13 protein-coding genes are annotated in these 13,312 nt (G+C 55.5%); 6 read left to right on the top strand and 7 right to left on the bottom strand.

Annotation, left to right across the window (positions count from 1 at the left end):
* Positions 1-150: 150 nt before the first annotated feature.
* From WA922_RS04505 to WA922_RS04490, 4 genes are all read right to left on the bottom strand, one after another.
* Positions 151-1,737 (bottom strand): GMC family oxidoreductase, encoded by a 1,587-nt coding sequence (locus WA922_RS04505; protein ID WP_424770483.1) that lies wholly within the window; start codon positions 1,735-1,737, stop codon positions 151-153.
* 24 nt (positions 1,738-1,761) lie between these two features.
* Positions 1,762-2,742, bottom strand: a complete 981-nt coding sequence (locus WA922_RS04500; RefSeq protein ID WP_424770482.1) for a sterol desaturase family protein — start codon at positions 2,740-2,742, stop codon at positions 1,762-1,764.
* Positions 2,735-3,142, bottom strand: a complete 408-nt coding sequence (locus WA922_RS04495) for a hypothetical protein (protein WP_424770481.1) — start codon at positions 3,140-3,142, stop codon at positions 2,735-2,737. Before WA922_RS04495 ends, WA922_RS04500 begins: the two co-directional genes overlap by 8 nt.
* Positions 3,143-3,244: 102 nt before the next feature.
* Positions 3,245-3,682 (bottom strand): TIGR01244 family sulfur transferase, encoded by a 438-nt coding sequence (locus WA922_RS04490; protein WP_424770480.1) that lies wholly within the window; start codon positions 3,680-3,682, stop codon positions 3,245-3,247.
* A 304-nt stretch (positions 3,683-3,986) separates the two neighbouring features.
* Here WA922_RS04490 and WA922_RS04485 point away from each other — a divergent pair, with 304 nt between their 5' ends.
* From WA922_RS04485 to WA922_RS04460, 6 genes are all read left to right on the top strand, one after another.
* A complete protein-coding gene (locus WA922_RS04485; RefSeq protein WP_424770479.1) occupies positions 3,987-4,736 on the top strand; it encodes a cold-shock protein in 750 nt (249 codons plus the stop codon).
* A 159-nt stretch (positions 4,737-4,895) separates the two neighbouring features.
* Positions 4,896-6,086 (top strand): aspartate aminotransferase family protein, encoded by a 1,191-nt coding sequence (locus tag WA922_RS04480; RefSeq protein WP_424770478.1) that lies wholly within the window; start codon positions 4,896-4,898, stop codon positions 6,084-6,086.
* Positions 6,086-7,027, top strand: a complete 942-nt coding sequence (gene argF, locus WA922_RS04475) for an ornithine carbamoyltransferase (RefSeq protein WP_424770477.1) — start codon at positions 6,086-6,088, stop codon at positions 7,025-7,027. The genes WA922_RS04480 and argF overlap by 1 nt, the downstream gene beginning before the upstream one ends.
* A 46-nt stretch (positions 7,028-7,073) precedes the next feature.
* Positions 7,074-7,967: an Hsp33 family molecular chaperone HslO gene (locus WA922_RS04470; RefSeq protein ID WP_424770476.1), complete on the top strand. Its 894-nt coding sequence runs from the start codon at positions 7,074-7,076 to the stop codon at positions 7,965-7,967.
* 547 nt (positions 7,968-8,514) lie between these two features.
* Positions 8,515-9,210 carry a 7-cyano-7-deazaguanine synthase QueC gene (queC, locus tag WA922_RS04465; protein WP_424770475.1) on the top strand — a complete coding sequence of 232 codons (696 nt, stop codon included), beginning with the start codon at positions 8,515-8,517 and terminating at the stop codon, positions 9,208-9,210.
* Positions 9,200-10,831: a spinster family MFS transporter gene (locus tag WA922_RS04460; protein WP_424770474.1), complete on the top strand. Its 1,632-nt coding sequence runs from the start codon at positions 9,200-9,202 to the stop codon at positions 10,829-10,831. The genes queC and WA922_RS04460 overlap by 11 nt, the downstream gene beginning before the upstream one ends.
* Here WA922_RS04460 and WA922_RS04455 read toward each other — a convergent pair.
* From WA922_RS04455 to WA922_RS04445, 3 genes are all read right to left on the bottom strand, one after another.
* Complete coding sequence (locus WA922_RS04455; protein ID WP_424770473.1) at positions 10,828-11,319, bottom strand: superoxide dismutase family protein; 492 nt, start codon at positions 11,317-11,319, stop codon at positions 10,828-10,830. The two genes, WA922_RS04460 and WA922_RS04455, sit on opposite strands and share 4 nt — an antisense overlap.
* 165 nt (positions 11,320-11,484) lie before the next feature.
* Positions 11,485-12,612 carry an OmpA family protein gene (locus WA922_RS04450; RefSeq protein ID WP_424770472.1) on the bottom strand — a complete coding sequence of 376 codons (1,128 nt, stop codon included), beginning with the start codon at positions 12,610-12,612 and terminating at the stop codon, positions 11,485-11,487.
* Between the two features lie 196 nt (positions 12,613-12,808).
* A complete protein-coding gene (locus tag WA922_RS04445) occupies positions 12,809-13,267 on the bottom strand; it encodes a DUF2793 domain-containing protein (protein WP_424770471.1) in 459 nt (152 codons plus the stop codon).
* Between the last annotated feature and the right edge of the window lie 45 nt (positions 13,268-13,312).

The following is a 13,312-nucleotide window of genomic DNA, read 5'->3' as shown; positions in this document are numbered from 1 at the left end:
TTTTTTGGGGAGGTGAGTTTTCGGGTTGCCTCAAGCGATGGTTCTTTTATCCAGTCGCTTGAATTACCGCGCCAGCCGCGTGCCGCCGCTAGGCGTAGCCAAGCCTGCGGATACGAGCGCCCGGCGTTTGCGGGTCGAAAACAGAAAACTCTATTTTCGAGATTCCTTCACAAAATCTGCACAGCGTTCGCCAATCATAATAGATGGCGCATTTGTGTTTCCGCTGACGATTTTGGGCATAATGCTGGCATCGGCAATCCACAGGCCGTTGACCCCGCGCACTTTCAACTTGGTATCGACCACGCTGTTAGCGTCTGCGCCCATTCTACATGTACCCACCGGATGATAGACAGTGTCAGCCCGCTTGCGGATCAAGGCGTCCAGTGCTGCATCGTCATTCAGATCAACCGGATGGCGATCCTGCGGTCTGTAATCCGCCAGCGGTGATGCCTCGACAATACGGTGCGACAGGCGGATGCCCGCGCGCAGGGTCGTGATATCGCGGGCATCATCAAGGAAATTCGGGTCCAGCCGCGGTGCATCGGCAGGGTCCGCGGAATTGAGCCGCACCGTACCGCGGCTCTCGGGGCGCAGAACGCAGGCATGGAGCGAGAAGCCGTGCCCCTTTACTTTCTCGCGTCCGTGATCTTCCAGCATCGCGGGCACGAAATGCCACTGGATGTCTGGTGCAGGTGCATCAGGCATCACGTTCCAGAATCCGCCAGCTTCGGCATAGGGCGTGGTCATAATGCCGGTGCGGCTGCGGCGATGTTCGATGATCGCTTTAGCCATACGGACTGTACCTGCCAGACTGTCACCGATTGGATCTTTCGATTGTGTTTGCCAGCTGGACACATAATCGATGTGATCCTGCAATTCGCTGCCTACGGCGGGGGTATCGGCCACGACATCAATGCCGTGTTCGCGCAGGTGATCGGCAGGGCCAATACCGGACAGCATCAGGATTTGCGGACTGTTAAAAGCACCTGCCGACAGCACGACACCGCCGGTTGCAGAGATAATCTCCCTTTTGCGTCCGCGCTTAATCGCGACGCCGGTAACCAGGCCATTTTCGATCACCAGCCTCTCAACCAGAGTGCGCGTCAGAACAGTCAGATTCTGTTTTTCGCGCGCTGGCTCGATATAGGCGCGCGCGGCCGACCACCGCTCGCCGTCCTTTTGCGTCACTTGATAAATGCCAAAGCCGTCCTGGCGTTCTCCGTTGAAATCATCATTACGGCGCAGCTGCAGCGATTCGGCGCTGCTGACAAAGGCGCGGCTGGTCGGATTGACCCAGCCCTGGTCTGCAACCGCCAGCGGCCCGTCGCCGCCGTGGTACTTATCCCCCCCTCTGACGTTTCCCTCGGATCGTTTGAAATATGGCAATACATCTTCATATGACCAGCCATCGCAGCCCATTTCGGCCCAATTGTCATAATCCCAGCGGTGCCCGCGAATATAGACCATTGCGTTGATGGCAGACGATCCGCCCAGACCCTTGCCGCGTGGCTGATATCCGATACGGCCATTCAACCCCTTTTGCGGGACAGTGTCGAAGCGGTAATTGGCATTTTTCAGCAGGAACGGCATCATGCCCGGCGTTTTGACGAGAAAATTGTCGTTCTTGCCGCCTGCTTCCAGCAAGCAGACACGGGTATTTCCATCTTCGGCCAAGCGGCCTGCCACTGCGCTGCCCGCGCTACCGCCGCCGATAACGACTATATCAAACTGCTGCATACCCTCTCCTATTCATGGCAAGGGTTAGGCGGCTGGATCACTTACGGCAATTGCCTTATTCTCACCTGCCGGGATTGCAGCGACTGATTGATTACCGATCGCGCCCATGCGTGCCAGCCACCGCGCCCGGATCATGTCGGAGGTTTCGCGGCTGTCATCATGGGTCCAGCCGGGCGGGCGGAACAGATAGGACAATTTGTGCCGCCACGGCGCGCGTTTGATATCGTTCAGCATGCCTGCCCATTCATGAAAGACCGCCCATAGCAGATTGAAACTGCCGAGCTGTTTGACAATGCCGTACCGAATGCGTTCCTCGGCTGTTTCTTCCTGAAATGTCCCGAACATCTTGTCCCAGATGATAAACACCCCCGCATAATTGCGGTCAAGATAGCGCGGATTGGTCGCATGGTGGACGCGGTGATGACTGGGGGTGTTCATCACCGCTTCGAACCAGCGCGGCATCCGGTCAATCGCCTGAGTATGGATCCAGAATTGGTAGACGAGGTTAAAGCCCCCCGCGATGGCAATCATCGCCGGGTGAAATCCCAACAAAACCAGTGGTAGGGCGAACAGAAAGCCAAGCGTGAAAGAACCTGTCCAGCTTTGCCGCAGCGCGGTGCTGAGATTGTAATGCTGGCTGCTATGATGATTGACGTGGCTCGCCCAGAACCACCGGATGCGGTGACCTGCGCGGTGAACCCAGTAATATTTCAGGTCATCGAGCACAAAGCAGAGCGGCCATGCCCACCACACCAGCCACCATTGTTCCCCCAAATCGAACAGGCGATATTGATAGGCCCAAAAGAACACTATGACCGCCGCACCGCCAAACAGTGCGCCCGAGACGGTGCTGCCAAGCCCAAATGCGAGCGAGGTCAGGGTGTCGCGCGCCTCGTAACTTTCGGGGCGTGTTCGCCAAGCCCAGACCATCTCCATCATTATCAAAAGCAGAAAGGCTGGAACGGCATATTCAGTAGGGCTGAAATCAGGGGGCAAGTCAGGCATTGCCAGGCTCCAACCGGCGCAGACTCGACGCCCAGATGGCCGCATCCTGCCCCAGATTGAGCGTCACTGCGCCAAACCAATTATCGTCCGGACGGATAGTCAGCTGATGCTGATCAAGCCGCGCATCAGGACGGCGCGTCATGACCCGCCCGGCAAAGTGAGTGCCATGCTGGCGCACTATCAATATGCGGCCATCCGCATCGCGCATCAACGCGCCATATCCTGCCATGTCGATGGTAATATCAACTGGCGCGAACCCGCTTTCCACTTCATCGGCCAATTGGCGCGCATGTGCCTCGCCTGTAATCCGGATATCACCGCCGAGTTTCATCCGGCGCACCAGCCAGACTACAGCCAGAATGGCGGCCAACGACCCGCCGAGCTGAATCAGATAATCCATCCCCGATCTTCTGCCATAACGGGCATTATCCGTCGAGACTTTACGGCTATCCTAACCGGCATCGTTGCAGAGTTTTTACAGCCGAACTTCGGCATTATCCGCTCATTCCGTCTTCGCAGCAAGCGCCTTCATGGCCTGATGGACAGGCGATACATCATAGCCTGCAGATTTTGCAGCGGCCGCAAGCGCATCTGGATCTCTCCCCTGGTGTGCCTGGGACAACGCCCACAATAAAGTCGACCGCGTTCCTGACCGGCAATAGGCAAGGACACGGCCATCGGCACCGTGAAGCGCGCTCGCCATCGCTGCGACCTGCGCATCGCCAAATCCCGCATGTCCGACGGGAATCGATAGATAGGTGATTCCCGCGGCACAGGCGGCGGCTTCCACCTCCGCACCTGTTAACTGGCCGGGGTCTTCATCATCCGGCCGGTTATTGATGATAAGCCTCACCCCTTGCGCCTTCGCGGTATGAATATCGGATAGGCTGATTTGCGGGCTGACCATAATATGATCATCTAAATGACGGAAATCACTCATATTTATCTCTAAAAATTTCCATTGTTTTATCGTGAGTGGTTAATGGCACAGCTTGGCCCGCCGCGCAAAATTTGCGCAGAATAGTGCAAAAAACAGCATCGTATTCAGCACTCGAACGCCGCATATTCTATTGCCTGCGTGCGCAGTATACAAAATCATTCGCGCATCGGCGGTTTTTGCGCTATGTTTTATTTGTATCGGTTTGGCGTGAATCGTTTTCTGCCTGACCCCTGCTTGGAACGTTCACCGTTCGCGTTGCCAGCATTGCAAATTTCGGGGCGGTGACGAAGGTACGTGTTAGATTATGGGTTATGATAGAGGGCGTCGGGGCCGGGGCCGCGATAAGCGCGATGGTTTTGGTGAAGACAGTTTCGATCCCTTCGGCGGCGGCGGTAATTTCGGCGGCGGTGATACTTATGGCGGCGGCGGCGGCGATCGTTTCGGCGGCGGAGACCGGTATAGCGGCGGCGGCAATCGCGGCGGCGGCGGTGGTGGCGGTTTCCGCGGCGGCCAGGGCGGCGGCTCAGACCGCATGCCTGCCCAGGTCGTTGGTACGGGCAAAGGCGTCGTAAAATTCTTCAATGGTGAAAAAGGCTTCGGCTTTATCCAGCAAGAAGGCGGCGGTGAGGATGTGTTTGTTCACATTAGCGCAGTAGAGCGCGCCGGTCTTGAAGGGCTCGCCGAGGGTCAGGGTCTTGAATATAATCTGGTTGACCGGGGCGGCAAGACATCCGCCCAGGACATTCAGGTTGTCGGCGATGTGATCCCGGTCGAGAAACGCAGTGGCGGCGGCGCAGGTGGTGACCGCGGCGGTGCGCCGCAGCGTGAACTCACCGGTGACAGCGCGACGGGCACAGTCAAGTTTTTCAACGCAATGAAGGGCTTTGGTTTTCTTGTACGTGATGATGGCCAGCCCGATGCATTCGTGCATATCAGCGCGGTTGAACGGTCCGGTCTGACAGAGATCAACGAAGGCGAACGGTTCAAGTTTGACCTTGAAGTTGATCGACGCGGCAAGCATTCGGCGGTCAATCTCGTCCCTGCGGACGCGTGACAGCCGCATTTGTAATTATACGGTCCATGCCGCAATACGGCTTTCCTGATTGACCGGTATAGTTGCAGATGAATATACTTCATGGATGGCGGCCCCGATGGGGTCGCCATTCATTTTTGGCGGCATTTGCAACGCCGATCGAACTTAGGAATTATCGTAATGGCCATTACCCCGCTCATGCCTGTTTACCCCCGGTGCAGTGTCCGCCCCGTGCGCGGCGAGCACTGCCATTTGATCGATGAAAGCGGCACCCGCTACCTGGATTTTGCCAGCGGGATTGCGGTAAATCTGCTCGGCCATTCGCATCCTGGCTTGATTAAGGCGATTCAGGAACAGGCAGAAACATTGATGCATGTGTCCAATCTGTATGGCAGCCCGCAGGGCGAGAAGTTGGCGCAGATGCTGGTGGACCATACATTCGCCGATACAGTGTTCTTCACCAATTCGGGTGCCGAAGCGGTCGAGACAGCAATCAAGGCTGTCCGCGCCTATCACCAGTCGCATGATAATGATCACAGGCACGAGATCATCACATTCACCAACGCTTTCCACGGGCGGACGATGGCGACGATCAGTGCGTCTAACCAAACCAAGATGCATCATGGTTTCATGCCGCTGCTGGAAGGCTTCAAATATGCCGAGTTTGACGATCTGGCATCAGCCAGGGCGCTCATTGGTCCAAACACAGCGGGCTTTCTGGTCGAGCCAATTCAGGGCGAAGGCGGTATTCGCCCCGCGTCCGACGAATTTCTGCAAGGCTTGCGTGCGCTGGCTGACGAGCATGATCTGATGCTGGCACTGGACGAAGTCCAGTGCGGCGTTGCCAGGACCGGCACACTCTATGCGTATGAACAATATGGGATCGCACCCGATATCCTGGCGACCGCCAAGGGCATTGGCGGCGGGTTTCCGCTGGGGGCCTGTTTGGCCACCGAAAAGGGTGCGCGGGGAATGACGTTTGGAACACATGGGTCAACCTATGGCGGGAACCCGCTTGCTATGGCGGCGGGAACCGCGGTTATGGAGGCGGTCGCGAATGAGGATTTTCTTGCTTCGGTGCGGGAAAAGGGTGAACGTATCCGCAGCCGTCTTGAACAGTTTATCGGCAATTATCCCGATTTGTTTGAACTTGTCCGCGGCAAGGGCTTGATGCTTGGCCTGAAAATGAAAGTCGAAAGTCGGCCGTTCTTCATGCACCTGCGCGATCATCATCAGCTATTGATGGTCGCAGCGGGCGACAATACTTTGCGCCTGCTCCCACCGCTCGTGATCGGTGATGCCGAGATTGACGAGTTTTTCGAGAAACTGTCTGCTGGTGCAGCCGATTATACAATCCCGCAGGCTGCGTGATGGCGCTGGCGGGCGGTCTGCACCATTTTCTCGACCTGGCTGACGCGGGCGGTGATACCATCGCCGCGATGATAAGTGGTGCGCAGGACCGCAAAGCTGCGCGCGGGAGCTGGCCAAAAGGCCAGGCGGATAGCGACGCGCCGCTGGCAGGGTTCGTACTCGCGATGATTTTTGAGAAAAGCTCGACCCGGACCCGCGTCAGTTTTGATATGGCGATGCGGCAATTGGGCGGCAGCGTGATCATTCTTGAGTCAGCTACCAGCCAGCTTGGCCGGGGCGAAACGATAGCGGATACAGCTCGCGTGCTAAGCCGGATGGCCGATGCCATCATGATGCGTACAGATGATCACGCCAAAATCACCGAGATGGCGCAGCATGCGACCGTGCCGGTTATCAATGGCCTCACCGATCGATCGCACCCGTGCCAGATCGTAGCTGATTTGCTGACCATTATCGAGCATGGCAAGCCCTTGCCGGGTCTGGAACTGGCGTGGTTCGGGGATGGTAACAATGTGTTGCATTCGCTGCTGGAGGGCGCTGGATTGTTGAAATTCAATGTCCGGATAGCGACGCCTTCAGGATATGAACCGGACGATGAATTCATCAATATGGCGCGTGCCGGCGGCGCACGGATTGATGTGACGCACAATGCAGCGGCGGCGGCCAGCAATGCCGATATATTGGTGACGGATACCTGGGTATCGATGGGCCAGACTGATGCAGAGGAAAAGCTGTCAGCTATGCGCCCGTTCCAAGTCAATGATGCACTGATAGAAGCCGCAAAACCAGACGCTTTGTTTTTGCATTGCTTACCCGCTCACATAGGTGATGAAGTGAGCGAAAGTGTTTTTGAAGGCCATCAGTCGGTTGTGTTTGACGAGGCAGAAAACCGGCTGCATGCGCAAAAATCGATCCTGTTGTGGTGTTTAGGCAAGCTGTAAATCTTGCAGTGCTGGCTTTCCTGGCGGCGCTGCCCATATAGTGGCCATGAGCCAACAATCCGAAATATTCACCGACCAGATCCTCAATTTCACTTTGCCGGCCCGCGATGCCCGCGGAAGAGCGGTGCGGCTGGACTGCGTACTCAATACGGTGTTGTCGGCACACGATTATCCTGCACCGATCCGGCATTTATTGGCAGAGGCTTTGGTCCTCGCCGCCCTGATTGGCGGCCTGCTGAAAGATGCTGGCGCGCAAATGACCATGCAAGCACAAACGCAAGACGGCGTGGTGAAGCTGCTGGCCTGTGATTACCGCGCCGGAGAGGTACGCGGATATGTCGATTTCGATACCGAACGCTTGGCTGGTCTGGGCTCCAATCCGTCACTATTCGCATTGTTTGGGCAAGGGTACCTCGCCATAACATTTGACGGCGTGGGTGGCGGTGAGCGGTACCAAGGGATCGTTCCGCTAGAGGGCGAATCACTAGCCAATGCTTGCGAAAATTATTTCGTACAGTCAGAGCAAGTGCCGACCTTGATCCGGCTGGGTGTTCGCAACGATCCCGACGGATGTGTTGCAGGCGGAATTCTGATCCAGCATTTGCCCGATGGGGAGGATGGCCGCGACCGACTGCATGCCCGGCTCGATCACCCGCACTGGGAACACGTTTCCATAATGGGCGGTACAATCCGGCATGACGAACTGCTGGATGAGGAGCTGTCTCTGGAAGCGATTATTTGGCGCTTGTTTCACGAGGAAGACAGCATCAAAGTTGAACCAGGCGCCCATGTGATACGCGGTTGCCGCTGTTCAATTGCGCATTACCAGTCCGTGCTGAACACATTCCCGCCTCAGGAATTGAACGAAATGCGTGACGATGATGGGGTGATAAAAGTCGATTGCGCGTTTTGCTCGCAGGTTTTCCCTATCGCCATTTAACGGCTTTTATAACCGCGTCTGGCACAATCGTCTTGCGCAGATGCAACAGTGATTTTCATTCGCATAATACTATGATAGAGTAATTTTATGAAAAGGATCATTGCCATTGTGTGTCTGGGTGCCGCGACCGTAGTCGCACCTGCGACGGCGCAGGCTCCGGCCACTCCAAATATGTTGCAAAGCCTTGATCGGGGGCAATGGGAAGTTCGCTTCCGCGATGGTACTGGCTCGGTTCAGCTGTGTGTCCGTTCAGGCTGGGAACTGATCCAGCTGCGCCATCGCAGATATTCATGTGGCCGAACAATTGTCGAAGACGGCCAGAGCCAGGTGACAGTGCAATATTCGTGCGGAAATAACGGCTATGGAAGAACGAGCATACGCCGCGAGACTCGTTCGCTCTTGCAGATTGACGGGCAGGGGTTGGTTGGCTCCTCACCTTTCCAGTTTAGCGCCGAAGCGCGGCGCGTCGGAGCATGCAAATAGTTTGTCTCAGGCGCGCTAAGCTAGCGCGTTGCCTAAAATACTATTACCGACTAGCCCGAAGGCGATGACATATTCTTCTCAAACTTCGGGCACATCAGCGGTTGTCTTGCTCTCGGGCGGGCTGGATTCAATGGTATCTGCGGCACTGGCGAGGGAAGCGGGATATACGCTCTACGCGTTGACTATCGATTATGGTCAGCGGCACAGGATTGAGCTGGAATCCGCCAAACAAATCGCCGAGCAGTTGGAATGTCAGCGGCACGTCATTCTTCCCCTCGATTTGCGAGCCTTTGGCGGGTCGGCCCTGACAGATGATATATCCGTGCCCAAAACCGGTGTAAGCGGCGATATTCCCGTGACCTATGTTCCTGCGCGTAATCTGGTTTTTTTATCGCTCACGCTGGCATGGGCCGAAGCCACCCAATCGCGCGATGTTTTTATTGGCGTGAATGCTCTCGATTATTCGGGCTACCCCGACTGTAGGCCGGAATTTATCGCCAGCTTTACAGAAACTGCGCGGCTCGGCACCAAGGCTGGCGTGGAGGGGCAGCCTTTCACTGTGCACACGCCGCTGCATAATATGACCAAGGCCGAGATAGCGGCAGAGGCTCACAGGCTGGAACTTGATACAGGGATGAGCTGGTCGTGCTATGATCCGACAGATAAAGGTTTCGCTTGCGGTAAATGCGATAGTTGCCGATTGCGGATAAAAGGCTTTGCGGAAGCCGGTCTTGAAGATGGGGTAATCTATGCAGAATGACAGCGACATCCCGATCACTCAGGCTACGCCCCCCGCTGACGATAGCGTTCCGCCCTATAGTTGGTACGCATTGTCGGTTCTAGTTGTTATATATGTTCTGAATTTTATCGATCGGCAGATAATGTCGATCCTGGCTAACGATATTAAGGCGGATCTCGGCATTGATGATGCCTATCTCGGCTTTTTATACGGGACCGCTTTTGCCATTTTTTATGCGCTGTTTGGCATCCCGCTGGGCCGCTTGGCGGACAGTTGGAAACGGGTCCGGCTCATGACGATTGGGCTGACTTTATGGTCAGCCATGACAGTCATTTCCGGTTTCGCGCGTGACGCCGCGACTTTGACATTCGCCCGCGTTGGTGTGGGCGTGGGTGAAGCCTCTGCCAGTCCGGCGGCCTACTCGCTAATCTCCGACTGGTTCCCCGCGCGGATCAGGGCGACCGCTCTGGCGATCTATTCGTCGGGTATTTACATCGGCGGCGGACTGTCTCTGTTTATCGGCGGTGTAATCGTTGAAAGCTGGAACAACGCCTATCCTGGCGGCGGCCCCTTGGACCTTGTTGGCTGGCAGGCAGCTTTCATCGCGGTCGGTCTGCCGGGTCTGCTTTTGGCATTGTGGGTTATCACGTTGAAAGAGCCGGTTCGGGGTGCGACGGATGGCATACATACCGAAGAAGATCCGCACCCTTTCCGCGGTTTCTTTCAGGAAATGATGACGGTCATTCCGCCATTCACGATTCTTGGCGCCGCAAAGCGTGGCAAGCTGGCACTGGCGATTAATCTGGCGGTGCTGTCCGCCCTGTTCGTAACGGCCATAGCGATCACCAATGTGCTCGCTATGGAGCAGGGCCGGATCCTGGGATTGATCACAGATACTATAACGATCGCTGACCAATGGTTGTTCATGACGATCGGCTGTTACGCTGTGTTTTGTTGGGCGACGAACCTGCGAGCCCGCGATTTGCCAACGTTTAAACTCACTTGGGGCTCGCCAGCGTTTCTCTGCACCATTTTGGGATATGGCACGGTGGCATTTATTGCCTATTCTGCATCGTTCTTCACTGCCCCATATGCCGAGCGCGTATTTGATATCAGTAAGGCTGATTTGGGATTATATGTCGGCGGGCCGAGCGCCGTGGCAGGTTTTGCAGGCGTTGTTCTGGGCGGATGGATGGCCGACGCGTTGGTCAAGAAATATCAGGCCGGCCGAATTTTTGTAATTTTATTTGGTCTGTTGTCGCCCGTGCCGGTGATGATGTGGCAGTTTTCGACCAGTGATCTCACGACATTTCTGATCCTCGCATTTTTCTCAGGCGGTCTGGCCTCTTCGGCGCTCGGCGCTGCTGCGGCATCTAGCCAGGCGTTGGTTCTGCCAAGAATGCGGGGCGCGGCAACCGCAACATTTTTCTTGTCAACAACATTGGTGGGCCTGGCTTTGGGACCATTTTTGGCTGGCTATGTGTCTGCGCAAAATGGCGGGGATCTGGCCAAAGGTGTTACGGCGACACTGTGGATTGCTCCTGTGGGCCTATGTCTGCTTCTCGCGGCGATCAAGCTGGTCCCGCAAGCTGGAAAAAGCATGATCGCCCGCGCGAAGATGGCTGGCGAAAGCGGCCTCTAGTCAGGGTTATCACTGACGCGTAAAATACCACATGCGAGGCGGCTGCCCGCATTGCCGGTCGGATCGGTGATGTAATCATCGGCATCGACGTGGATCATAACAGCCGTGCCATCCTCGTCATGAAGCCAGGTGGTCAGCTCATCGGTGCTCCCTTGAAGCGGGGCGTTAAGTGTGCCGGTACCGTCCTCTGTGATATCAAGGTTTGGCAGGTCACCAACATGGCTGCCGTCTTCAGAAAGTGAGCCATGAGTTTTGTCGAGCGGGTTGAGGTGCCCACCTGCAGACGCGAAATCGGGCGCTTCACAGCGTCCGGTTTGATGCAGATGAAAACCATGCGGGCCGGACGGTAGGTTTTTTGCGTCTACAGTAAGCGTCACGGCACCATCATCAGTTAGGATAGCAGCGGTGCCCGCAGACGTTCCGTCCGCCAGAAAAAGGTCGGCTTTACCAATTTGTGTGATTGACGTTGCCGTGTCGGACGCAGGCAAATTAGAAGCGGGTCCGCTACAGGCAGACATTATCGAAAGAACGCCTAAACCGGCAAGCGCGCGTAACTGTATCATTATATAAGCCTCCGTTGAAATACGGCCTGCATAACAGAAAAGGGGCCGGATTGCTCCAGCCCCTTTCAAGATTTGAACGTTTAAGAGAACTTACATGCCCGAGCCTGGACCGTAAGTTACTTCAACGCGGCGGTTCTGCAATTCACGTACACCATCAGCCGTTGGTACACGCAGAGCAGTTTCACCGAATGCTTCGCTCGAAATGCGGCCCATTGGAACACCGCGACCAGCGAGATAATCCGTGACCGATGCATTACGACGTTGGGACAGACCCACATTGTAGGTTTTCGTACCGGAAGCATCCGCGTGACCGGCAAGCATTACCGAAGCCGAACCGCAATTTGCGTAGGCCGACACAGCGTTATTCAGAATGGTAGCAGCTTCCGGAGTAATATCCGACTGATCCCATTCAAAGAACACGATGTAAGGGCCTTTATTGCACTCAACCACTGCTGGTGGAGGAGGCGGTGGCGGAGGTGGAGGAGGCGGTGGTGGAGGTGCTACAGGCACTGGTACCGCTACCGGCTCCGGCGCTCCGCCGAAATTGTAAGTCAATGTGCCGAGTATGGAGTGTGTACGAAGCTTGGTTTCAAGACCGCGTCCATAAGCATCGACAATGTTAATATTTTCGTGGGTAAACATGCGATAACGCAAGCCAGCGTCAATATTATCTGTGATCGGCGCACGGATACCGGCGACAAGTTGCCAAGCAAATCCAGTGTCCGAATCATTTAAAGCAGTGAACGGGACGTCTGGGTTAACAATAGCCTCAAGTTCAGTCCGAGCAACACCAACGCCGCCACCAACGAATCCCTGAGCCCCATCATCATCGCCAAAGTCGACCAGGCCGTTCAACATGAAACTTAGAGAATTTACATCGCCAACTGCTACCTGGTTCCCAAACGCAAGCGAAGTTGACGAACCCGAAATCGGTACGTTCGCAGCTTGGGACCGAAGCACATCAATATCTGCCTCACGCCAGCTGGCTTCTGTCTCAAGACGGAAGCCGCCGAAATCGTACCCGACAATACCGCCGAAATCATAACCATTTCTTGTGTCAGCGTTTATTGTTCCTGTACCATTATCCAGCTCTAGCGCAGGATCTTCAACGATCATCGGGCCACCATTGGCCTCGACATACCATTGTCCATCACGTGCGAGGCTTGGCGAAGCAAGGGCCGTTGAGGCCATCGCCATTCCTATGACGAGTTTCCGCATTATGTAGTTCCCCTTATATTAAGCGAATTTGAGCCACCGAATTGGTAGTTTTCTAACTTTTCCTCTTAGGAGTAGCAAGTGAACAATGATGCCAAACTGTTGCAAGAATGCCTCTTTTTCGGCGCTATTGAACCAAATCCCTGCCATATTCCTTCGAGTGAACTTCCAGAACCATGTCGCAACCCAAATGTTCCAACTATGTCGCTGTAAGAATCTTGGCTTCCTTAAGCCTTTCGATCAGGTCCGTAAAGGCCTGTCGCAATTCAGTATCCTGCGTGACACCTGTTACCGGCATGACTGGCGTAACCGGCCGTACCCATATTCCATCAAAATGGATCATTTGCCGCGACGATTGATCGAACACGCGCATACCGATTATCGGGGCTACCATGATCCATACGCCGCCTTGATAGCTTGCCAGATAGCCTGTTTTGCCCGCCCACACGCTGCCGGCATTTGCGGCAATGATATAGCTATCCCCTTCCGCAGGCGCCGCCGGTGGATCGGCTCGTTCGGCAATGACCGAGGCATGCATTAACGCATCGGTCATTGCGGTCGCCTGATTGACGGTAAATTCTTTCTGTGCCTGCCCTGCGATCAGAAAGGGCAGGCCGAATCGGGCAGAGGTGGAGGTAAAGGCAATAGAATCTGTCATTTGGAAAACTCCGCGATCAAGAGGGGGCTGGTTCGATTAAAACGG

This window comes from Pontixanthobacter sp., assembly GCF_049682855.1.
In the GTDB taxonomy this organism is placed as follows: Bacteria; Pseudomonadota; Alphaproteobacteria; order Sphingomonadales; family Sphingomonadaceae; genus Pontixanthobacter.
This window is presented reverse-complemented; position numbering and strand designations above follow the sequence as displayed.

Bases quoted from the DNA above. Each gene is read 5' to 3' on its own strand.
- WA922_RS04445 (WP_424770471.1), bottom strand. From the start codon at position 13,267: ATGACAGATTCTATTGCCTTTACCTCCACCTCTGCCCGATTCGGCCTG.
- WA922_RS04495 (WP_424770481.1), bottom strand. From the start codon at position 3,142: ATGGATTATCTGATTCAGCTCGGCGGGTCGTTGGCCGCCATTCTGGCT.
- WA922_RS04470 (WP_424770476.1), top strand. From the start codon at position 7,074: ATGAGCCAACAATCCGAAATATTCACCGACCAGATCCTCAATTTCACT.
- WA922_RS04490 (WP_424770480.1), bottom strand. From the start codon at position 3,682: ATGAGTGATTTCCGTCATTTAGATGATCATATTATGGTCAGCCCGCAA.
- argF (WP_424770477.1), top strand. From the start codon at position 6,086: ATGGCGCTGGCGGGCGGTCTGCACCATTTTCTCGACCTGGCTGACGCG.
- WA922_RS04485 (WP_424770479.1), top strand. From the start codon at position 3,987: ATGGGTTATGATAGAGGGCGTCGGGGCCGGGGCCGCGATAAGCGCGAT.
- WA922_RS04500 (WP_424770482.1), bottom strand. From the start codon at position 2,742: ATGCCTGACTTGCCCCCTGATTTCAGCCCTACTGAATATGCCGTTCCA.
- WA922_RS04480 (WP_424770478.1), top strand. From the start codon at position 4,896: ATGGCCATTACCCCGCTCATGCCTGTTTACCCCCGGTGCAGTGTCCGC.
- queC (WP_424770475.1), top strand. From the start codon at position 8,515: ATGACATATTCTTCTCAAACTTCGGGCACATCAGCGGTTGTCTTGCTC.
- WA922_RS04450 (WP_424770472.1), bottom strand. From the start codon at position 12,612: ATGCGGAAACTCGTCATAGGAATGGCGATGGCCTCAACGGCCCTTGCT.
- WA922_RS04460 (WP_424770474.1), top strand. From the start codon at position 9,200: ATGCAGAATGACAGCGACATCCCGATCACTCAGGCTACGCCCCCCGCT.
- WA922_RS04505 (WP_424770483.1), bottom strand. From the start codon at position 1,737: ATGCAGCAGTTTGATATAGTCGTTATCGGCGGCGGTAGCGCGGGCAGC.